The organism is Methylobacterium sp. 190mf (assembly GCF_900107945.1).
Lineage (GTDB): Bacteria > Pseudomonadota > Alphaproteobacteria > Rhizobiales > Beijerinckiaceae > Methylobacterium.
The window spans coordinates 148,096-169,090 of the sequence record NZ_FNVI01000015.1 but is presented as its reverse complement, the minus strand read 5'-3'; the positions used below and the strand labels follow the sequence as shown (position 1 = coordinate 169,090).

18 protein-coding genes and 1 other RNA gene are annotated in these 20,995 nt (G+C 72.1%); 14 read left to right on the top strand and 5 right to left on the bottom strand.

Features of this window, described 5'->3' with window-relative positions; all coding sequences use genetic code 11:
- Nucleotides 1-85: 85 nt before the first annotated feature.
- The 4 genes from rfbC (at nt 86) to rfbA (ending at nt 3,581) form a co-directional block, all read left to right on the top strand.
- Nucleotides 86-637 (top strand): dTDP-4-dehydrorhamnose 3,5-epimerase, encoded by a 552-nt coding sequence (gene rfbC / locus C4T42_RS18995; protein WP_020094104.1) that lies wholly within the window; start codon nt 86-88, stop codon nt 635-637.
- 93 nt (nt 638-730) lie between these two features.
- On the top strand, nt 731-1,780 hold the full coding sequence (gene rfbB / locus C4T42_RS18990; RefSeq protein WP_042672497.1) for a dTDP-glucose 4,6-dehydratase: 1,050 nt from the start codon (nt 731-733) through the stop codon (nt 1,778-1,780).
- Entirely contained in the window at nt 1,780-2,685 is a 906-nt protein-coding gene (gene rfbD / locus C4T42_RS18985) for a dTDP-4-dehydrorhamnose reductase (protein WP_103985615.1), read from the top strand. The genes rfbB and rfbD overlap by 1 nt, the downstream gene beginning before the upstream one ends.
- Complete coding sequence (rfbA, locus tag C4T42_RS18980; protein ID WP_020094107.1) at nt 2,682-3,581, top strand: glucose-1-phosphate thymidylyltransferase RfbA; 900 nt, start codon at nt 2,682-2,684, stop codon at nt 3,579-3,581. Before rfbD ends, rfbA begins: the two co-directional genes overlap by 4 nt.
- 30 nt (nt 3,582-3,611) lie before the next feature.
- On the opposite strand, the gene C4T42_RS18975 is transcribed toward rfbA, so the two are convergent.
- Nucleotides 3,612-3,878 carry a hypothetical protein gene (locus C4T42_RS18975; RefSeq protein WP_020094108.1) on the bottom strand — a complete coding sequence of 89 codons (267 nt, stop codon included), beginning with the start codon at nt 3,876-3,878 and terminating at the stop codon, nt 3,612-3,614.
- 169 nt (nt 3,879-4,047) lie between these two features.
- Here C4T42_RS18975 and C4T42_RS18970 point away from each other — a divergent pair, with 169 nt between their 5' ends.
- From C4T42_RS18970 to C4T42_RS18955, 4 genes are read left to right on the top strand one after another with little or no spacing between them, the layout of a single operon-like run.
- Entirely contained in the window at nt 4,048-5,145 is a 1,098-nt protein-coding gene (locus tag C4T42_RS18970; RefSeq protein WP_020094109.1) for an OpgC domain-containing protein, read from the top strand.
- Complete coding sequence (locus tag C4T42_RS18965; protein ID WP_103985614.1) at nt 5,106-5,978, top strand: GDSL-type esterase/lipase family protein; 873 nt, start codon at nt 5,106-5,108, stop codon at nt 5,976-5,978. Before C4T42_RS18970 ends, C4T42_RS18965 begins: the two co-directional genes overlap by 40 nt.
- Before the next feature lie 56 nt (nt 5,979-6,034).
- Nucleotides 6,035-7,375, top strand: coding sequence for a lipopolysaccharide biosynthesis protein (locus tag C4T42_RS18960; RefSeq protein ID WP_103985613.1), 1,341 nt, complete (start codon nt 6,035-6,037; stop codon nt 7,373-7,375).
- Nucleotides 7,372-8,511, top strand: coding sequence for a GNAT family N-acetyltransferase (locus C4T42_RS18955; protein ID WP_103985612.1), 1,140 nt, complete (start codon nt 7,372-7,374; stop codon nt 8,509-8,511). Before C4T42_RS18960 ends, C4T42_RS18955 begins: the two co-directional genes overlap by 4 nt.
- A gap of 228 nt (nt 8,512-8,739) precedes the next feature.
- On the opposite strand, the gene C4T42_RS18950 is transcribed toward C4T42_RS18955, so the two are convergent.
- On the bottom strand, nt 8,740-9,024 hold the full coding sequence (locus tag C4T42_RS18950) for a hypothetical protein (RefSeq protein ID WP_103985611.1): 285 nt from the start codon (nt 9,022-9,024) through the stop codon (nt 8,740-8,742).
- Nucleotides 9,025-9,193: 169 nt separating this feature from the next.
- Between C4T42_RS18950 and C4T42_RS18945 the strand changes: the two genes are divergently transcribed.
- Nucleotides 9,194-9,448 (top strand): hypothetical protein, encoded by a 255-nt coding sequence (locus C4T42_RS18945; RefSeq protein ID WP_026605077.1) that lies wholly within the window; start codon nt 9,194-9,196, stop codon nt 9,446-9,448.
- A gap of 10 nt (nt 9,449-9,458) precedes the next feature.
- Here the strand turns inward: C4T42_RS18945 and C4T42_RS18940 are convergent, their stop codons facing one another.
- From C4T42_RS18940 to C4T42_RS18930, 3 genes are all read right to left on the bottom strand, one after another.
- Nucleotides 9,459-11,753 (bottom strand): PAS domain-containing sensor histidine kinase, encoded by a 2,295-nt coding sequence (locus tag C4T42_RS18940; RefSeq protein WP_244603227.1) that lies wholly within the window; start codon nt 11,751-11,753, stop codon nt 9,459-9,461.
- Between the two features lie 253 nt (nt 11,754-12,006).
- Nucleotides 12,007-14,631: an aminopeptidase N gene (gene pepN / locus C4T42_RS18935; protein ID WP_103985609.1), complete on the bottom strand. Its 2,625-nt coding sequence runs from the start codon at nt 14,629-14,631 to the stop codon at nt 12,007-12,009.
- A 105-nt stretch (nt 14,632-14,736) separates the two neighbouring features.
- Entirely contained in the window at nt 14,737-15,864 is a 1,128-nt protein-coding gene (locus C4T42_RS18930) for an acyltransferase (RefSeq protein WP_244603226.1), read from the bottom strand.
- Nucleotides 15,865-16,283: 419 nt separating this feature from the next.
- On the opposite strand from C4T42_RS18930, the gene C4T42_RS18925 reads away from it, so the two are divergent.
- From C4T42_RS18925 to C4T42_RS18905, 5 genes are all read left to right on the top strand, one after another.
- Complete coding sequence (locus C4T42_RS18925; protein ID WP_020094118.1) at nt 16,284-16,724, top strand: VOC family protein; 441 nt, start codon at nt 16,284-16,286, stop codon at nt 16,722-16,724.
- Nucleotides 16,725-16,775: 51 nt separating this feature from the next.
- Nucleotides 16,776-17,174, top strand: an RNA gene (rnpB, locus tag C4T42_RS18920) — RNase P RNA component class A.
- Nucleotides 17,175-17,601: 427 nt separating this feature from the next.
- The gene (rsmH, locus tag C4T42_RS18915; protein WP_020094119.1) at nt 17,602-18,663 is read left to right on the top strand and encodes a 16S rRNA (cytosine(1402)-N(4))-methyltransferase RsmH; all 1,062 of its coding nucleotides are present in this window, start codon (nt 17,602-17,604) and stop codon (nt 18,661-18,663) included.
- Nucleotides 18,660-19,073: a hypothetical protein gene (locus tag C4T42_RS18910; protein ID WP_012319332.1), complete on the top strand. Its 414-nt coding sequence runs from the start codon at nt 18,660-18,662 to the stop codon at nt 19,071-19,073. The genes rsmH and C4T42_RS18910 overlap by 4 nt, the downstream gene beginning before the upstream one ends.
- A gap of 6 nt (nt 19,074-19,079) precedes the next feature.
- Nucleotides 19,080-20,972 carry a penicillin-binding protein 2 gene (locus tag C4T42_RS18905; RefSeq protein WP_020094120.1) on the top strand — a complete coding sequence of 631 codons (1,893 nt, stop codon included), beginning with the start codon at nt 19,080-19,082 and terminating at the stop codon, nt 20,970-20,972.
- Nucleotides 20,973-20,995 lie beyond the last annotated feature (23 nt).

Below are 20,995 nucleotides of genomic sequence, written 5' to 3'. Positions count from 1 at the left end.
CGGCGAGGCGGGCGCGCGACCCGGAACGACCGACGCGGAGACGTCCGCTGGACCTCGCGACGGGATCCGCAAGAAGGGCGCTGGCATGGACGTCATCGAGACCGAGATCCCGGACGTGAAGCGCATCGTCCTGAAGCGCTTCGGCGACGCGCGGGGCTGGTTCTCGGAGACCTTCCGGGCCGACACCCTGGCGCGGGCCGGCATCACCACGCCGTTCGTGCAGGACAACCAGTCCTTCTCGGCCCCGCAGGGGACGGTCCGCGGCCTGCACTTCCAGATCGCCCCCCGCGCGCAGGCCAAGCTGATCCGCGTGCTGCAGGGCGCGATCCTCGACGTCGCGGTCGACATCCGCAGCGACTCGCCGACCTACGGGAAGTACGTCGCCGTCACGCTCGACGCCGAGAACGGCGAGCAGCTCTACATCCCGCACGGCTTCGCGCACGGCTTCTGCACCCTGACGCCCGACGTCATGGTCGCCTACAAGGTCGACGACTACTACAGCCCCGAGCACGACCGGGCGCTGTTCTGGAACGATCCAGCGATCGGGATCCCGTGGCCGGTCTCCGGCGAGGCGGCGATCCTGTCCGACAAGGATCGCCGGGCGCCGAAGCTCGCCGATCTCGGCCGCGTCTTCTGAAGAGCGCGGCCCGGCCGCAATTTTGTCACGACGGCCGGTCTTAGGCTGCCCCGGCTTTCTCAGTTCTCGATCGATCCGAAGAGGTAATCCACCATGCGCATCCTGGTGACCGGAGGCTGCGGCTTCATCGGCTCGGCGCTGGTGCTGCACCTCGTCAACGATCTCGGCCACGACGTCTGCACCCTCGACGCGATGACCTACGCGGCCAACCCGGTCTCGCTGGCGCCGCTCGCCGACAACCCGCGCCATCGCCTGGTCGAGGCCGATATCTGCGACCGCGCCGCCGTGCAGAAGGCCTATGCGGACTTCAAGCCCGAGGCGGTGATGCACCTGGCCGCCGAGAGCCACGTCGACCGCTCGATCACCGACCCGGGCGCCTTCGTGCGCACCAACGTGATCGGCACGCAGACCATGCTGGACGGCGCCCGCGGCCATTACGAGACGCTGCCGGAGGCCGAGAGGAAGACCTTCCGCTTCCTCCACGTCTCCACCGACGAGGTCTACGGCTCGCTGCCGCCGGACGCGTTCTTCACGGAGGAGAGCCGCTACGATCCGCGCTCGCCCTACTCGGCCTCGAAGGCGGCCTCTGACCACCTCGCCCGCGCCTGGCACGAGACCTACGGGCTACCGGTCCTAGTGACCAACTGCTCGAACAATTACGGGCCGCGTCACTTCCCCGAGAAGCTGATCCCGCTGATGATCCTCAACGCCCTCGAGGGCAAGAAGCTGCCCGTCTACGGCGACGGCCTGAACGAGCGCGACTGGATCCACGTGGAGGACCACGCCAAGGGCCTCGTGGCCGTGCTGGAGCGCGGCCGGATCGGCGAGACCTACCTGCTCGGCGGCCGCGCGGTGCGCAACAACCTCGCGGTGGTCAAGGCGCTGTGCGCGGCCTTCGACCGGCTGCGCCCGCAGGGCGCGCCGCACGATCAGCTGATCAGCTTCGTGGCCGACCGCCCGGGCCATGACCGGCGCTACGCGATCGACTGCACCAAGGCCGAGACCGAGCTCGGCTGGCGCCCGCAGAAGACCTTCGAGCAGGCGCTGGAGGAGACCGTGGCGTGGTACCTCGGCAACGAGGGCTGGTGGCGCCCGATCCGCGAGGGCCGCTACAAGGGCGAGCGCCTGGGGCTCAACGGCTGATGGACGTCCTCGTCCTCGGCGGCGCCGGCCAGGTCGGCACCGAGTTGCAGGCCCTGACGTGGCCGGACGGCGTCACCGTCCACGCGCCGGGCCGCGCGGACCTCGACATCACCGACGCGGACGCCGTCGCGGCGGCGCTCGCCGCCCGCGCCTACCGGGCGGTGATCAACACCGCCGCCTACACGGCGGTCGACAAGGCCGAGTCCGACGTCGTCGCGGCGTGGCGCCTCAACGCGCTGGCCCCGGCGATCCTGGCGGCCGCGACCGCCGCCAAGCGAATCCCGCTGGTGCACGTCTCGACCGACTACGTCTTCGCCGGGACCAAGCCCGACGGGGCCTACGCGCCCGACGCGCCGATCGACCCGCAGAGCGTCTACGGTGCCAGCAAGGCCGCCGGCGAGCTGGCGGTGCGCACCGGCAACCCGCGCCACGCCATCGTGCGGACCGCCTGGGTGGTGAGCCCGCACCGGGGCAACTTCGTCAAGACGATGCTGCGGCTCGCGGCGGAGCGCGACGCGCTGACCGTGGTGAACGACCAGCATGGCTGCCCGACCTCGGCCGCCGACCTCGCCGCGGCCCTCGCGACGATCGCGCAGGCCATGGCCGCGGATCCGGAGGCGCCGACCGGCACGTTCCACTGCGTGAACCGGGGCGACACCACGTGGTGCGGCTTCGCCGAGGCGATCGTGGCGGGCTCGGCCCGGCGCGGCGGGCGCTCCGTGCCGGTCAAGGGCATCCCGACCTCCGCCTACCCGACACCGGCCCGGCGGCCGGCCAATTCGCGCCTGTCCACCGACAGCCTCAACGAGGCCTACGGCATCGCGCCGCGGCCCTGGCAGGCGGCGCTCGACGACATCCTGGACCGGCTCGTCGGGCCGGTCTCAGAGGGAGTTTCCAAGCCATGAAGGGCATCGTTCTGGCCGGCGGATCCGGCACGCGCCTGCACCCGGCCACGCTGTCGATCAACAAGCAGCTCCTGCCGGTCTACGACAAGCCGATGATCTACTACCCGGTCTCGGTGCTGATGCTCGCCGGCATCCGCGAGATCCTGATCATCTCGTCGCCGGAGCACCTCGACAACTACAAGCGCCTGTTCGGCACCGGCGAGCAGTTCGGCCTCAAGTTCTCCTACGCCCTGCAGCCGCGGCCGGAGGGCCTCGCCCAGGCCTTCGTGATCGGGCGCGACTTCGTCGGCGACGACGACGTGGCGCTGATCCTCGGCGACAACCTGTTCTTCGGCGCCGGCATGGGCGAGCTCCTGGAGCGCGCGTCGAGCCGCAAGCAGGGCGCGACCGTCTTCGCCTACCACGTCGACAACCCCCAGGCCTACGGCGTCGTCAACCTCGACAAGTCGGGGCGGCCGACGAAGATCGTCGAGAAGCCGCAGAACCCGGAATCGACCTGGGCGGTGACCGGCCTGTACTTCTACGACAACCAAGTGCTCGACATCGCCGCCGACGTGAAGCCCTCGGCCCGGGGCGAGCTGGAGATCACCAGCGTCAACGAGGCCTACCTGCAGCGCGGCCAGCTGCACGTGGAGCGCATGTCGCGCGGCTACGCGTGGCTCGACACCGGGACCCACGACAGCCTGCTGGAGGCGAGCGAGTTCGTCCGCACCCTGCAGAACCGGCAGGGCCTGCAGGTGGCGTGTCTGGAGGAGATCGCCTACCTGCAGAAGTTCATCACCCGCGACCAGCTCGTGGCCCGCGGCGAGATGTTCGCCAAGACCAATTACGGGCAGAACCTGCTGCGCCTCTCCCGCGAGAGCGAGGACGACCTGCGCCTGCGCCGCGGCAAGTAGCGTCGTCGGCGGCACCCGGGCGCTGCCCCCTTATCGGGGGGCGCAGCCGATGCAGATGCCGCGCATGAGCTTGTCGTTCTCCGCCTCGCGCGGCGTCCGCACGCGCCGGTCGTCCGGCGTCTCGGCACCGGCGCCGCGGCTCGGCGGCATGACGCGGCCGACCGACGAGGTGTTGGGGGCGGTCGCCGTGGAGGCGGGGCCGCCGCCGGTGCCGGTCTGGGCCTGAGCCAGCGCGGGGCCGGTCGCCAGGACCGGCAGGAGGAGCGCGAGGCCGAGGGCGGTGAGGGGGCGGGTCATGGGTGCGGAACTCCGTGCCGGGCCATAACGCGGGTGTGACCGTCCGGTTCGATCGGGCCGCGCGATCCCCACCTTTGTTCGCCTTTGCAGAAGCGATGCGGCGCCGTATCAGGGGCCGCGTTCCCGCCGCCGCCATCCTGATGCGTCGAAACTCGGAGCCGCCGCGACGATGCGGGACCCCAACGCGATCGACTTCTGGCGCGGCTTCGCCCTGATCACGATCTTCATCAACCACATCCCGGGCAACACCTTCGAGCGCTACACCTTCTCGCAGTACGGCATCTCGGACGCGGCCGAGCTGTTCGTGTTCCTGGCCGGCTGGTCGATCGGGATCGCCACCCGCGGGCGCGACGGCAACCCGGAGCCGCCGGGCCGGAGTGTGGTGCGGCTCCTCGCCCGCACGGTCGAGGTCTACCGGGCGCAGCTGACCGTGATGCTGCTGGCGCTCGCGATCATCGCGGGGGCGGCGCTGCTGCTCGACAACCCGCTGATCCTCGAGTGGCACAATGCCGGCGGCTTCTTCGCGGACCCGATCCAGTCGGTCTGCGGGATGGCACTGCTGACCTACCAGCTCGGCTACTTCAACATCCTGCCGCTCTACGTGCTGCTGATCGGCATCGCGCCCGTCTTCGTCCTGGTCGGCCGCTTCAGCCTGCTCGGGGCCCTGGGCCTGTCCGTGAGCGTCTATCTCGCGAGCCTCGTCTTCGGGTGGAACGTCCCCTCCTGGCCGGGCGAGGGCGACTGGTTCTTCGATCCGCTCTGCTGGCAGCTCCTGCTGGTGCTGGGCTTCGTCCTGCAGGGCTGGAACCTCCGCTCCGACGCCCTGCGCCGCTGGTCGCGGCGCCTGATCCCGGCGGGCGTCGTGATCGTTCTCCTCGGGATCGTGCTCGCCGTGACGGAGATTCGCCCGGATCCGATGCTCGTTCCGGAGCCGCGCCTGCTGTTCACGTTCGAGAAGACTTACCTGACCCCGGCGCGACTGGTTCATTTCCTGGGGGTATTGTTAGCGTTTGCACCGCTTTACGCGGTGCTCGCCCCCCGAATCGGCCGCGTCGTCGGTTATCTGAGTCAGATGGGCCGGAATTCACTGGCTGTCTTCTCGATGGGCTCGATCCTGAGCCTGATCGGACAGCTCGTGCGTTTCCAGACGGGCGGCGGCGCGCTGATCGATATGCTGGTCGCCGGCTCGGGCCTCGTCGGGCTGGGGTTTACGGCATGGTTCGTCGAATGGCGCAGCCGCAGCAGATCGTCGCGACCCCGCGCATGACGCGGGCCCGGCTCGCCGCGGCGCTGGCCGCGCTCCTGCTGTCGGGCCCCGCCGGCGGCGCGGCCGCGGCCGAGCAGGCCGCCAGCCCCGTGGCGGACGATCCGGCCCTGTCGCAGGAATGCCGGGTCCCGGGGGCGCAGCTCTACAGCGTCGCCCAGCTCGGCGCCGTCAAGGCCGCGCTGGCGGAGAACCGTCCGCTCAAGATCCTGGCGATCGGCGGCAGCGCGGCGCCGGGCGCCTCGGCCTCCTACCCGGCCAAGCTCGAGGCCGCGCTGGAACACGCCCTGCCGAAGGTCGACGTGGTGATCGACCACCGCGGCCTGCCGGGCGAGATCGCTTCCGGGGCCGCCGAGCGCCTGCGCACCATGGTGGCCGAGGCCGAGCCCGACCTCGTCGTCTGGCAGGTCGGCACCCACGACGCCATCGCCCGCGTCGACGTGGACGCCTTCGCGAGCGCGCTGGCCGAGGCCGTGGGCTGGATGCGGTCGCACGGGATCGACGTGGTGCTGGTCGACCCGATCTACACGGCCAGCATGGCGGCCGACGTCGACTACAACCGGATCGTCGAGGCCGTCCGGAGCGTCGCGACCCAGCAGGGCGTGCCGCTGGTCCGGCGCTACGAGGCCCTGCAGTACCTGTCGCGCCGTAGCGACAAGGGCGAGGGTCACATGCTCGGCCGCCAGTTCCGGCTCAACGACCTCGGCCTGCGCTGCATGGCCGAGCACGTGGCGCTGACGATCGCCACCTCGCTGATGCGGACCGAGACGCCCAAGGAGCCCAAGGCGGCGCCGGCCCAGCCGCCCTTAACCGAGCCGCAACGCGCCCCGGGCTAGACCGGACGGCCAGAGATCGGCCTTCCGCCGAGTTCGGGACCGGCGCGGAGCGCGTAGTGTCAGCCACGGCCCTCCCTGTCCTCGCGCTCCGGCACCTCCGGGCGCTGCGCAGCGGCCCGCAGCGGGCGGCCCTGACGGTCTTCGCGATCCGCGTGGGGTCGGCCGGCTTCGCCTACGGCGCCCAGGTGCTCGCGGCGCGGCTGATGGGCTGGGACGCCTACGGGATCTTCGCGTCGGTCTGGGTCTGGACCGCGATGCTGGGCCACACCCTGACCCTCGGCCTCTCGCAGGGCGCCTGCCGGTTCGTGCCGGGCGATCAGGCGCAGGGCGACCTCGACCTCGCGCGCGGCTACATCCGGGCCGGCGCCCTCATGACCGGCGGGGCGGCGCTCGCCGTCGCCTGCCTCGGCGCGGCGCTGCTCGTGCTCGAGCCGGGCCTGTTCGCCCCCGCCTACTGGGCACCGATCCTGATCGCGCTCTGCGTGATGCCGCTCTTCGCGCTCCAGGACTACCTCGAGGGCGTGGCGCGCAGCCAGAACTGGGTCGGGCTCGCCATCGCGCCGCCCTACCTGCTGCGCCAGACTCTGATGATGGCCTGCATGGTCGCGGCGATCCTGCTCGGCGCGCCGCCCCGGGCCGAGGTCGCGATGGCCTGCATGCTGGTCGCCGCCGCGGTCGCGACCGCCCTGCAGGCCGCCCTCCTCGCCGCGCGGCTCCGGCGGGAGCTGCCGGCCGGGCCGCACCGCTACCGGTGGCGCACGTGGCTCGGCACGGGCCTGCCGATCGCCGCGATCGACCTCGCCAATGCCGGCTTCACCTTCGTCGACGTGATCGTGCTCGGCGCCCTCGTGAGCCCGGCCGAGGTCGGGATCTACTTCGCGGCGACCCGCATCCAGCAATTCGTGGTGTTCGTGCACTACGCGGTCAGCGCGGCGACGCTCCAGCGCTACAGCGCCGCCCAGGCGCAGGCCAACCGCTTCCTCCTCGCCGAGCTGGTCCGGCGCCAGGGCCGCCTGACGGCGGCCGCGACGCTCGTGGTCGGCGGCGCGATCCTGGCCGTCAGCCCCCTGCTGCTGGCCATGTTCGGGCCGGGTCTGGGCGACAGCGTGCCGATCCTGTGCATCCTGATCGCCGGCAGCGTCGGGGCGAGCCTGTTCGGCCCGGGCGAGGATTTGCTGACCATGCTGGGCGGGGAGCGGCTCTGCGCCGGCATCACGGCGGGGAGTCTCCTCGCCGCCGCCGGCCTGTGCCTCGCCCTGGTCCCGGCGCTCGGGACGCTCGGCGCGGCCGTGGCGGTCGCGGTGGCGAGCGTGGGCCGGGCCTCCCTGCTGGCGCGCGCCGCGGGGCGGATCCACGGGCTGCCGACCCCGGTCTGGGCCGCCGGAGCGGTCCGATGATCGCCGCGAGCCCCCTGCGCGCGCCGTCCGGAGCCGTCGTCACCCTCGGCGACGCGCCGGAGCCGGAGGCCTGGGACGCGCTGGTCGCGGCGGGCGCCGCGGCGCACCCGCACTTCTCCCGGCACGTCATCGAGGCCCATCGGACCGCCGGGCTGCTGCCGGCGGCCCTCCGCTACGTCACGGTCCGCGCGGGCGACCGTCTCGTCGGGCTGCTCCCGTACCGTGAGGCCCGGGACCTGACGGGCCTCGGCGGTCGGGTCCTGCGGCCCTTCCTCTCGCCCTACGTGACCGCCACGGCTCCCCTGGTCGCCGACGGTCCGGACCGGGCCGCGCACGCGCTGGCCCTGGTGGCCGGCCTCGAGGCCGCCTCCGGCGGATGCCCCTGGCGCTGGCCGCTGCTGCCGACCGGGGAGGGCGCCGTGCCGGAGATGCTCGCGGCGATGCGCGCGCGCGGCTGGGCCATCGGCACGGTGGCGGGCTTCGACCGCCCGGTCATGGACCGGCGCGCCGACCACGCGGCGTTCCTCGCCGACCATCCCGGCCGGGCGCGCTTCAAGGACCTGCGCCGCCGGGCGCGCCGCCTGTCGGAGACCGGAACCGTCGCCCACGCGTGCGCCACGGGCGAATCGGACCTCGCCCGCCTCGTCGCGGCCTTCCTCGACCTGGAGCGCGCCGGCTGGAAGGGGCAGTCCGGCACCGCCATGGCCTGCCGACCCGAGGGCGCCGCGCTGGCCAGGGCGCTGTTCACCGCGGTTCCGGGCCCGGTCGCCGTCCGGGCCGACGCGCTGACCCTCGACGGCCGGCCTGTCGCCGTCAGCCTCGCCCTGGTCAGCGGCGGCACCGCGACCCTGCTGAAGACCGCCTACGACGAGGATCTGCGCGGCCACGCCCCGGGCCTGCTGCTCGAGGCCGAGATCGTGCGGGCCTGCCACGAGACCGGCTTCGCCGACCGGCTCGACTCGGCGACGCTGGAAGGATCGGCGCTGGAAGGTCTCTACCGCGACCGGGTTCCGGTCGCCGAGATCATCGCGGTCCCGCCCGGTCGACAGGTGATCTCGCTGGAGCGGCGCCTCCGGCTCGCCCGGTTCGAGCGGGACGCGCGCGCGGCCGCGAAGCGGGCCCTGCGGCGGCGCTAGGGCCGGTCCCGGTCGGGTTCGAGAGCCTGGACGGAGCCGCTGATCCCGGTCGAGACATCCGTGCCGTACCCCCTCTCCATCACGGGATAGGGTCGGGGTGAGGGATCGAGTCTTCCTGGAGAGGTCTTACCCCTCAAGCTGTCCCTCTCCCGCACGCGAGAGGGGACCCACGCCTCGCTCGGCACCGACCCGATCATCGCCGCCGTCGCGCATCGGGCGTGAGCGGGACTACCGGCCCCGGTACAGACCGTCGCCCTGCACCCGATCGTAGACGCCGTGCCCGGTTCGGGCACGATAGGCGCGGCCGGCGATCGCGCCCGGGGTCGACGGCGTGCCGGGCTGCGCGAAGCTCGTCTCGGGCCGGTAGGCCGGCCCCCAGCCGATCTCCTCGTCGCCCGCGGGATCCTTGCCCGGGAAACCCGTGACGTAGCCCGTGCTCTGCGCGAGCGCGGGCTCGGCGGCGAGCCCGAGCAGGAGCGCCAGCGTGCAGCGGTACGTTGTCTTGGATCGCATCGGCCGTATCCTCCAGTCCGGTCCGCCGGGCGGACCACCTGCGGCGCAAACCCGGATCCGGAACGGAGGGTTTTCCGGCGTGTACTCATGCCGCGGGCGAGACGGCGGGCGGGCTGTTGGGAATTCCGGCCGGCCGCGGGGGCGGGCGATGATCGCGGAGGCGGGCGTCATGGACGACTGGAAGGCGGGGCTCCGGGCGGAAATGCGGGCCATCGACATCGCCACGGGCGAGGCGGCCTCGGCGCAGCTGCCGGACCTGCTGCGACGCCTGAGCCGGCATCAGGCCGGTCTCGGCGGCAACCCGGTCCTGTCGCTGTACCGGCGCTGGCGCATCCGGCGCCTGGCACGCGCCGTCGCGGACGCGCGCTGGCACGCGGAACAGGGCCGCCTCGCACGCCGCGGCGGGCTCGATCCGCGTCCGTGAACGGTCCCGCTCAGGCGGCGGAACGGCCCGCCCGCGGCGCCTCGCGCCTGACAATCGTGGAATCGGCCGTCGCGGAAGGGGCCGAGCCGGCCGGTACGACGGCCTCGCGCTCGGCCGGCGTGGCCGGCAGGCGGACGAGCACGATGGTGCCCACCGTCTCCTCGGAGCGGATCCGGAGCGAGCCGCCGTGGAGCTCGACCATCGAGCGGGTGATGGCGAGGCCCAGGCCCGAACCCTTGTGGCACCGGGTCATCTGCCGCTCGACCTGCGTGAAGGGCCGGCCGAGGCGGGCGAGGTCGGAAGTCGGGATGCCGATGCCGTTGTCCTCGATATAGAGGTGGGTGCACGCGCCGGCGCGGCGGCCCCGGACGGCGACGCGGCCGCCGGCGGGCGTGAACTTCACGGCGTTCTGCACGAGGTTGGCGAGGATCTGCCGGATCGCCTGCGGATCGGCCAGCAGCTCGAGGCCGGGCACGACGTCGACGCTGACGGTGATCGCCTTCTCGCGGGCGGCCGCCTCGACGGGCGCGAGGGCCGCGCTGATCGCGGTCTCGGCGGAGATCGCCCTGGGGCTCAGGCGCACGCGCCGGGCCTCCAGCCGGGCCATGTCGAGGATGTCGTCGATCATGGACAGCAGGTGCGAACCGCTCTCGCGGATGTCGCGGCAATACTCGGTGTAGCGCGGGGTGCCGAGCGGCCCGAGAACCGCGTTCTCCATCACGTCGGCGAAGCCGATGATGGCGTTGAGCGGGGTGCGCAGCTCGTGGCTCATATTGGCCAGGAACTCGGCCTTGGCCTGGTTGGCCGCCTCGGCGGCCGCCTTCTGGTCGAGGTAGCGCTCGGCGAGATCCGCGAGCTGCTGGGTCTGGAGTTCGAGGGTGCGGCGGGACCGTTTGAGGTCCTTGACGGTCTCGATCAGCTCGCGCTCGGAGGCGAGGAGCTGCTCCTGATTGCGCTTCAGGCTGGTGATGTCGGTCCCGACCGACACGTAGCCCCCGTCCTTCGTGCGCCGCTCGCTGATCTGCAGCCAGCGGCCGTCGGCGAGTTCCGCCTCGAAGGTGCGGGCGGCCATGTCGGTCAGCGCCATCCCGGCCTCGGGCGATTCCCGCCGGACCTGGGGCAGCACGCCGCGGCCCATCACGTCCGTGTAGCTCCGGCCCGCCTGCGCATCCTCGGGGCTCAGGGCGTGGAGGTGGCGGAATTTCGAATTGCACAGGACCAGGCGGTTGCCGGTATCCCAGAGCACGAAGGCTTCCGAGATCGCCTCGACGGCGTCGCGCAGGCGCATGTCGGCCGCGGCGTTGGTCTCCTCCAGGGCCCGCTGCTCGCTGATGTCGTTGGCGATGCCGACGAGGTGGCGGCCGCCGTCGGCGGCGTCCGCCACGACCTCGGCGCGGGCGCGCAGCCAGACGTAGGCCCCGTCGGCGCCGCGCATGCGGAAGGCGTGATCGATATGCGTCTGGTTGGCCGCGAGCCCCCGGGCGAGGCTGTACAGGTCGCCGTCGTCGGGATGGACGAGGCCGTTAACGTCGCCGAACGAGAGGTACTCGTGCTGCCGCCTGTAGCCGAGCAGCGTGTACATCGAATCGGACCAGTAGATCCGGCCCCGCGCGATGTCCCAGTCCCACAGCCCGCAGGCGCCCCGGCGCAGGGCGGTCTCCAGGCGGCCGCGGATCTGCTCGCGGGCCCGGTCGGCGCGGGCGGCCTGGCGGGTCTGCAGGCCGTAGGCGAGCCCGACTCCGACGATCACGATCGCGGCGGCGGCGATCAGGACGATCTGGTCGCGGGTCCGGGCGCTCCAGCCGCGCAGCAGCGGCTCGATGGGCTGGAGCACCGCCACCTGTCCCGCGCCGCCGGGCAGGCTGTGCACCGCGGCGAGCACGCTCTCGCCGCCGGGAAGCTCGAGGGCCATCGCGCCGGCGCGCTCGCCGAGGCCGGAGAGCGGCTCGCTCTCGCCGAGCACCGCCGAGAGGGTCGTGCGGTCAGCCGGCAGCGGCGGATGGGCGGCGACGATGCGGGTGTCGGGGCGGACCACCAGCAGGCGACGGCCGGGATGCCGCTCGCTCTCGGGCATCAGGGCGCGCAGGTCCTCCGCCACGGTGCCGGCCGGATCCACCGCCCGCGCGGCCAGACGGGCGAAGCCTTCGACCTCGGCCTTCGCGCCCGCCAGGATCTCGGCACGCTGGCCCTGGATATGGAGGGTGGCGAGCCCGACGAGGCAGGCCAGGAACACCGCGAGCGTTCCCGGCACGGCGTAGCGCAGCCAGCGCTCGGCCTGGCCGAGCCGCGGATCCCGGCTCCGCATGGGCCACGAGATCGTGAGACTCGAATCCGCACGCGCGGAGAAGGAAGCGGAAGCCGCCTCCGGCATGGCCGAACCTCGCCCGTGGGAACTGTGATCCGGTGTGGGCACCCGGCCCCCGAAGGCCCCCCGAATCTGACTGAATACAATCACTTCGGGGGGCAGTTTGTCCACGGATTTTTTACCATAAGGGCTTGACGGAACCCAGGTGTTGCCTGGGAGCCCGAGAATCGATTTCTACCGCAGGTTCAGACGGTTAGCCGCCTCCGAGGGTGCGCGCGAGGATGTCGGCGGTGTCCCGGGAAAGCCCCGGGATCGCCTTGATCCCATTCAGCATTTCGACCGCTTTGGCGCCGCGTGATTTTTCCAGCCGGCGCCAGGATCCGAAGGCCGTGAGGAGCCGTGCGGCCACCTGTGGGTTGGTCGAATCGAGCGCCGCGACCGTCTCGGTCACGCGGGCGAATCCCGCCCCGTCCCGCCGGGCGAACTGGGTCGGGTTGCCGAACGCGAAGCTCCCGATCAGCGCCCGCACGCGGTTCGGGTTGGTCATGGTGAAGGCCGGGTGTTCCTGCAGCCGCGCGATCCGGTCGAGGGTGCCGGGCTCGGGGATCTGGGCCTGGAGGGCGAACCACTTGTCGAGGACCAGGGGCTCGTCGGCGTAGCGGGCCGCGAACTCCGCGAAGGCGGCCTCGCGGGTCTCCCCCGGGATCAGCGCCAGCGTGCCGAGGGCGGCGAGCCGGTCGGTCATGTTGGTGGCCTCGGCCAGCCGCGCGGCGGCGCGGGCGGCCCCCTCCCGGGGATCGCCGGCGGCGACCAGGTCGAGGGCCGCGTTGCGGAGCGACCGGCGCCCCGCCGAGGCGGCGTCGGGGCTGTAGGGCGCACCGGCCACCGGCGCGAGCGCCGCGTCGATCGATTCGAGCCGCGGCCGCAGGGCCTGGCCCAGACGCGCCCGCAGGTTGAATCGCGCCCGGTGGATCGCGTCGGGATCCACGTCGGCCGGCACCGCGTCGGCGGCCTCGCCCTCGCTCGGCAGCGCCAGGACCAGGGCCGCGAAGGCCGGGTCGGCCAGGGCCTCGTCTTCGAGGAACTGGCCGAGTGCCGCGGCGAACGCCTCCGTCCGATCGGCGTCTGGCTCGAGGATCAGCCGCAAAGCGACGTCCTGCGCGGCCTGCCAGCGGTTGAACGGGTCGCTGTCCTGCGCGAGGAGCCGCATCCGCTGCGCGTCGGTCAGGGCGAGGTCGAGCCGCACCGGGGCGGAGAAGTCGCGCAGGAGCGAGGGGACCGGCTCCTCGGCGACCGCGTCGAACACGATCTCGGCCTCGGGGCGGTCGAGCACGTAGACGCCGTCCCGCACGTCCGGGCAGGTCGCGCCCGTCAGCGGCCCGGACGCCCCGACCAGCCCGAGGGCCACGGGGATCACCAGGGGCGGCCCGCCGGACTCCGCACCGCCGCCGGGCAGGCTCTGGGCGAACCGGAGGGTGTAGCGGGCGGCGGCCGGATCGTACGCGGCCGCGACGGCGAGGCGGGGCGTGCCGGGACGCTCGTACCAGCGGGCGAAGGCGCCGAGATCGCGCCCGGTCACCGCCGCGAAGGCCGCCAGGAAGTCCTCGACGGTGGCGGCGCGGCCGTCATTGTCGGCGTAGTACCGGTCCATGCCGGCCCGGAAGGCCTCGGGACCGATCAGCGTCCGCAGCATCCGGACGATCTCGGCGCCCTTGTCGTAGACGGTCGCCGTGTAGAAGTTGTTGATCTCCGCGTAGGCCCGCGGCCGCACCGGGTGCCGCAGCGGCCCGGCATCCTCGGGGAACTGGCGCGCCCGCAGCGAGCGCACCTCGGCGATGCGGTGCACTGGCCGGGAGCGCATGTCGGAGGAGAATTCCTGGTCTCGGAAGACCGTGAGACCCTCCTTCAGGCAGAGCTGGAACCAGTCCCGGCACGTGACGCGGTTGCCAGACCAGTTGTGGAAGTACTCGTGCGCGATGATCGCCTCGATCGCCGCGTAGTCGCCGTCGGTCGCGGTCTCGGGACTCGCCAGGACGTATTTGTCGTTGAAGATGTTGAGGCCCTTGTTCTCCATGGCGCCCATGTTGAAGTCGGACACCGCGACGACGTTGAACACGTCGAGGTCGTAGGCGCGGCCGAAGGCGGTCTCGTCCCAGGCCATGGAGCGGATGACGGCGTCGAGGGCGTAGCCCGCCCGGTCTTCCTTGCCGGGCTCGACGTAGACCGCGCAGGTGACGGGGCGGCCCTCCATCGTGGTGAAGCGCGTCTCGACCTTCCCGAGCCGGCCGCCCACGAGGGCGAACAGGTAGGCGGGCTTCGGGTGGGGATCGTGCCAGATCGCGAAGTGGCGGTCCGGCCCGGCCGCGCCGGTCCCGACGGGATTGCCGTTGCCGAGCAGGACCGGCGCCTCGGCCCGGTCGGCCTCGATGCGCGTGGTGTAGACCGACAGCACGTCCGGCCGATCGAGGAAGTAGGTGATCCGGCGGAAGCCGTCCGCCTCGCACTGGGTGCAGTAGACGCCGTTCGACCGGTAGAGGCCCATCAGCTTGGTGTTGGCGGTCGGATCCACCTCCGTGACGAGACGCAGCGCGAAGGGCCGCTGCGGCGGATCGCGGAGGATCAGTCCGGACGGCGTCGCCGCGTAGGCGTCGGGCGCCAGCGGCGCGCCGTCGAGCGCGACCGAGACCAGCCGGAGATCGTCGCCGTCGAGGGTGAGCGGCGCCGCCGGCACGCCGGCCGGGTTCGGCCGCAGCGTCAGCGTCGCGTCGACGCGGGTCGCGTGCGGGTCGAGACGGATGTCGAGGTCGACGCGATCGATCAGGTAGTCGCTGGGCCGGTATTCCTCGAGGCGGATCAGCGGCGGCGTCTCGGTGCGCATTCGGCTCACTCCGGGTGCGGGGCGGGCCCGTTCTGGTCCCTCGGAGCGCGCGGCGCAACGATCGGAGCCGTCGAAACGGCCGGCGTGGCGCGGTCCTCGCCCGGCTCAGAGCCCCGGGGCGGGGCGGCCCTCCGCGCGGAGCGGCCGCTCGAGGCCGACCCTGTCGAGCGTGGCGGACAGGCAAGCGCGGACGAACGGCTCGGCCCAGCGCATCACGGCGTAGCTCAGCAGGAGCATGGCGCAGCACGCGGCCACGAGCGCCGCGTAGGGCGGAACCCCGCCGCCGACGAGGCGGTGGATCAGGGCGGCACCGTTGACGTTGTGCAGGAGGTAGAGCGGGTAGGTCATCAGTCCGATCCGTCGGGCCAGCGCGCAGCCCCGCTCGCCGAGCCGCGCGCGGAGCCACGCGTTGCCGCGCACGCTGGCCACGATCATCAGGACGCAGCCCGCGAAGACGAGGCGCGGGAGGAGCGGATCCTCGCTGCGGCCCATCTGGAACAGGAACGACCCGGCCGCGTCACCGATCTCGACGAGCGCCCCGACGGCGCAGACGGCGATCACGCAGAGCCGACCGGCCGTCGGCCCCTTGACGAGCGACAACCACAGGAAGACGCCGAGCGCGAAGCAGCAGCCGTGGCGCAGGAGCGTCAGCTCGGCCACGCGGTTCGCCGCCAGGGCGGGGAGGTTCGGCACGGCCAAGGTCGCGACCCAGAAGAGGGTGCTCACACCGCCGACCACGGCGCAGATCGGGCCGATGCTCCGGAATCGCCCGAGCCGCAGCAGCGCGAAGACGAGTGCGTAGAAGGCGATCTCCACACCGAGGGTCCAGTAGACGCCGTCCAGCCACGGCTCGACCGGAACGAACAGGACGCAGTCGAGATAGGCCCGCAGCACGTGCCGACCGGACCCCATGCGGCCGATGGCGAGCGAGACCAGGGCGGTGAGCGTGGCGCAGATCCAGACCGCCGGCACGAGGCGCAGGATGCGGCTGCGCAGGAAGGCGCGCGCGGTCGCGTGCTCGGCCGAGTAGGCGATCACGAAGCCCGAGATGACGAAGAACAACTCGACCCCGATCCATCCGAACCACGTCCAGGCAAACAGGCCGGGGTAAGCTGCGGCGGAGTCGAAGGCGCGCCCGGCCGTCGAGAGCGGCGCCTGCCACGCGTAGGCGCCGAGATGAAAGACCATGACCAGCATTGCGGCTAGGAATCGTGCCGCATCGAGACCGATCATCTGTGCATCATGCTTGCCGCCCTCGGATCCCTGCGTCCTCATCACGGCCCCCGACGTTCGAAACCGCTCTCATCATCCCACCGAGTAAGACGAATCCGTCGCAGCCGGGCTACATCTTGCTGGGTAAGACGCGCCCATACTTTCGGCCGAAGGGTCTCTCCTCCGGCGGATCGGGAGTTCGCGGCGGGGCCGACGGGACGCAAGCGGCGCGAGGCCCGCCGCCGGGCCGACGATGCCGGGGGCTGCCGAAACGCCCGCCCGGTCGGCTCGACGGGGTCCGACCGCGCGAACGCCCGGGCCCGATTGTCCCGAGTCTGTATCGGACGGCCTTCTCACCGCCGGACCGGCCGCTAGCTAGCGGGGCGAGTCAGTCGGAGCGGGCCGGTGGTCCGTCTTCGAAGAGAACAGGACAGGATCCGATGGAATTTCTGCACACCATGGTCCGGGTCGCCGACCTCGACCGGGCACTCGCCTTCTACGTCGACACGTTCGGCCTGAAGGAGGTGCGCCGCGTCGAGAACGAGAAGGGCCGCTTCACCCTCGTCTTCCTCGCCGCGCCCGGCGATGTCGAGCGGGCCTCAGCGACCAAGTCGCCCCTGATCGAGCTCACCTACAACTGGGATCCGGAAACCTACTCGGGCGGGCGCAATTTCGGCCATCTCGCTTATCAGGTCGACGACATCTACGGCTTCTGCACCAAATTGCAGGAGAAGGGCGTCACCATCAACCGGCCGCCGCGCGACGGCTACATGGCCTTCGTGAAGTCGCCGGACGGCATCTCCATCGAGATCCTCCAGAAGGGCGGCGCCAAGGAGCCGCAGGAGCCGTGGAAGTCGATGGAGAACACCGGCACCTGGTAGCGGGCCCGCGCCCTTGACCCGGACGGCCCCGCGGGCGCATCTGCCCGCGGATCAGCCGGCCGGGCGGCCGCTCCGGACGCGCGAGCGTTCGGGGAGGAAAGTCCGGGCTCCATGGAGAGACGGTGCCGGATAACCTCCGGCGGGGGCGACCCCAGGGACAGTGCCACAGAGAGCAGACCGCCCCGGATCCGTCCGGGGTCAGGGTGAAAGGGTGCGGTAAGAGCGCACCGCGGACGCGGCAACGCGGACGGCACGGCAAACCCCACCGGGAGCAAGACCGAATAGGGGCGGCGCGCCCTTCGCGAGAAGGGCAGGCCGGCTCTCCAGGCCAGTCGCCCGGGTTGGTTGCTCGAGGCGATCGGCGACGATCGTCCCAGAGGAATGGCTGCCACGCCGGCGCGCGCGAGCGCTCCGGCCCTACAGAACCCGGCTTACAGGCCGGCTGATCCACTTCCCGATAAGACCTGCACCTGCAAGGCTTTATCGCCCCGCCGGCGTTCCCGCGCGGACGGCCGGCGCGCCGAAGATTCCGCGGCGGTAAAAACCTTCGGTTAACCTTGCCGGGTTCAGATCGGTCCGCGCGGCAGTGCCAAGCTTGTGCGTTGACGATCCTCCGAGGCCCATGATACCCGGCATCCTCCCGTCAACGGCGTGTATCGGATCGCCGGGCGCACCCTGCCATCGCGCAGGTCCCGTCCGTGCGCGGCGTCTTGCGCGCTCCGCATCCGGTGCCGTTCCCGTCACGCGCGCCGCGCTCGCGCGGCCCGGCACAGGGCACCATGAGACGCACGAGCCGCATCCGCGCCCGGGTTTCCGGGACGCGCCGACAATCCGCCCATCCGCGCGCGCCACGGCGCGCCGGCGCGTCGAGGCGGCCATGAGCCGGCGCCGCTCCTCTCCCGAGAGTTCGCCCCGCCATGGCGGCGATGCGGCGGCTGAACCGCACGTCCCCGTCCTCCTCGCGGAAGTCGTCGACGCGCTCGGCACCGCGGGCGGGATCGCGGTCGACGGCACGTTCGGTGCCGGCGGCTACACCCGCGCGCTCCTCGCGGCGGATCCGGCCCTGCAGGTCGTCGCGATCGATCGTGACCCCACGGCCATCGCGGGCGGACAGGCGCTCGTCGCGGAGTCCGGCGGGCGCCTGCGCCTCCTCTCCGGCCGCTTCGGCGACCTCGACAGCCTCCTCGCGGAGGCCGGCATCGCGCAGGTCGACCGGGTCGTCCTCGATATCGGCGTCTCGTCGATGCAGCTCGACGCGCCGGAGCGGGGCTTCTCGTTCCGCAGCGACGGCCCCCTCGACATGCGCATGGCCTGCGACGGGCCGAGCGCCGCCGACCTCGTGAACGAGGCCGACGAGACCGTTCTGGCCGACATCATCTACCATTTCGGCGAGGAGCGGCGCTCGCGCGCGGTCGCCCGGACCATCCTCGAGGCGCGGCGCCGCGGGCGGATCGAGACCACCGCGCAGCTGGCCGAACTCGTCGCCGGCGTGGTCCGGACCGAGCCCGGCAGCCACATCCACCCGGCGACGCGGACCTTCCAGGGCCTGCGGATCGCCGTGAACGACGAGCTCGGCGAGCTGGTCCGTGCCCTGCACGCGGCCGAGCGCGTGCTCAGGCCCGGCGGCCGGCTCGCCGTCGTGACGTTCCACTCGCTCGAGGACCGCATCGTCAAGCAGTTCTTCGCGGCGCGCAGCGGCCGCTCCGCGCAGGGCTCCCGCCATCTGCCCGGGGGCCTGGTCGAGACCGTCCGCAGCTTCCGTCCCGTCACGAAGGGCCCGGTCCTGCCGGGCGAGGCCGAGACCGCCCGCAACCCGCGCGCGCGCTCGGCCAAGCTCCGGGCCGCGGAGCGCACCGAATCCGACGTTCCCGAGCCGCTGGCCGCGCTGACCGCGCTGGCGAGCCTGCCCGACGCGGCCCGCGGAGGCCATCGCCGATGATCCGCCTCCTGAACCTGCTGGCGGTGGCCGGCCTCGTCGCCTCGGCGATCTACGCCTACTCGATCAAGTACGACACGCTCTACCAGGGCGGTCAGGTCTCGAAGCTCCAGACCGCCCTGCACAAGGAGCGGCAGGCGATCGCCGTGCTGCGCGCCGAGTGGCAGCTCCTGACGCGGCCCGACCGGCTCCAGGCGGCCGTCGACAAGCATCTCGCCCTGGAGCCGATCGGCACCAGCCACCTGGCGCGCCTCTCGGATCTGCCCGCCCGGCCGGAGCGCGGCGACGAGATCGGCCGTCTGCTCGCCGCCACGGCGACGCCCAAGGACAAGGGCGCGATCGAGCCGCGCACGACCGGCTCGATCACCCGCACCGTCACCACGACCCGCACCCCGACGACGGCTTCGAGGTAAACCCCCGTGTCCGATCACGCCGACGAGACCCTAGACCCGGCGGTCGAGCCCGCCGTGTCGGACCACGAGGCGGCGCTGCTCGAAGCCGCCGCGCTGGCGCATGCCGCCGGCGCGCCGCGCCCCTTGGAGGAGGAGGCGCGCGAGCCCGAGCCGCGCGCCGACCGCGCCAAGGCGCTCCTGCGCAGCATGTTCCGGCTGGCGATCGAGCGCTCGCACCTGCGGGTCGCGATGGTCGGGCTGGTCTTCGTCGGCGTGTTCGGGACGATCTCGGCCAAGCTCCTGATGATGGCGATCTTCGGGGAGCCGCCCAGCCAGGAGCACCGGGTCGCGGCCGCGTCCTCAACCGCCTTCCGGCCCGACATCATCGACCGCAACGGCGAGATCCTGGCCACCGACATCCGCACGGTCTCGGTCTTCGCCGAGCCGGGCAACATCTACGACAAGGACGAGGCGGTCGAGCTGCTCACCGCCGTCCTGCCGGAACTCAACGCCTCCGAGCTGCGCGCCAAGCTGACGCAACGCAAGGACAAGAAGGGCGCGGGCTTCGTCTGGGTGAAGCGCGAGCTGACCCCGAAACAGCAGGCCGAGGTCCACCGGCTCGGCATCCCCGGCATCGGCTTCCTGCCCGACCACAAGCGGGTCTACCCGAACGGCGTCGCGGCCGCCCACATCCTGGGCGCGACGAACCTCGACGGCATCGGCATCGCCGGTATGGAGAAGTACATCGACTCCACCGGGCTGCAGGCCCTCAACAGCTTCGGGCTGATCAACAAGCAGGCCGACCTGAAGCCGGTGCAGCTCTCGCTCGACCTGCGCGCGCAGTTCGCCGTGCGCGACGAGCTGGCCTGGGGCATCGACCACTTCAAGGCCAAGGCCGGCGCCTCGATGATCCTCGACGTGAAGACCGGCGAGGTCATCGCGCTCGTCTCCATGCCGGATTTCGACCCGAACGACCCCAAGGACGCGCTCTCGCCCGACCGCATCAACCGGATGAATGTCGGCGTCTACGAGATGGGCTCGACCTTCAAGGCGATGACCCTCGCCATGGCGCTCGATTCCGGCAAGTACAACGTCAACTCGACCTTCGACACCCGGGGCGGCGTGCTGAACTGGGGCCGGCAGAAGATCCACGAGTACCACGGCACGAACCGCGTCATCACCATGCCGGAGGTGTTCACCCACTCCTCCAACATCGGCTCCGCCAAGATGGCGCTCGGCGTCGGCGTGCCCGGCCACAAGGCCTTCCTGAAGAAGATGGGCCTGCTCGACCGGCTGCGCACCGAGCTGCCGGAGAGCGCGGCGCCGATCGTCCCGTCCCGCTGGACCGAGATCAACACCATCACCATCGCGTTCGGCCACGGCATCGCGGTGGCGCCGATCCAGGCCGCGGCCGCGGTGGCGGCCATCGCCAACGGCGGCGACCTGATGACGCCGACCTTCCTCAAGACGACGCCCGAGGCGGCGCGGGCGCGGGCCACGCACGTCCTCTCGGGCCAGACTTCCGAGGCGATGCGCTACATCATGCGGCTCAACGCGGCCGAGGGCTCGGCCAAGAAGGCGGCGGTCCCGTACTATTTCGTCGGCGGCAAGACCGGCACCGCCGAGAAGGTCATCGGCGGCCGCTACATCCACAACCGCCTGTTCACGACCTTCATGGCGGCGGCGCCGATGAACGATCCGAAGTACCTGTTCGTGACGATCATGGACGAGCCGCAGGGCCTGCCGGAATCGGGCGGCTACGCCACGGCGGCCTGGAATTCCGGCGTGGTCACCGGCAAGGTGATCGAGCGCGTGGCGCCGATCCTCGGCCTTCCGCCGCAGTTCGAGCCGCCGGTGAGGCCGTTCCCGCAGATGGTCAAGCTCAACGCCTACCACGTCAACCAGCTGGGCGGCCCGTGAGACCGGATCGATGAGGGTGCAGC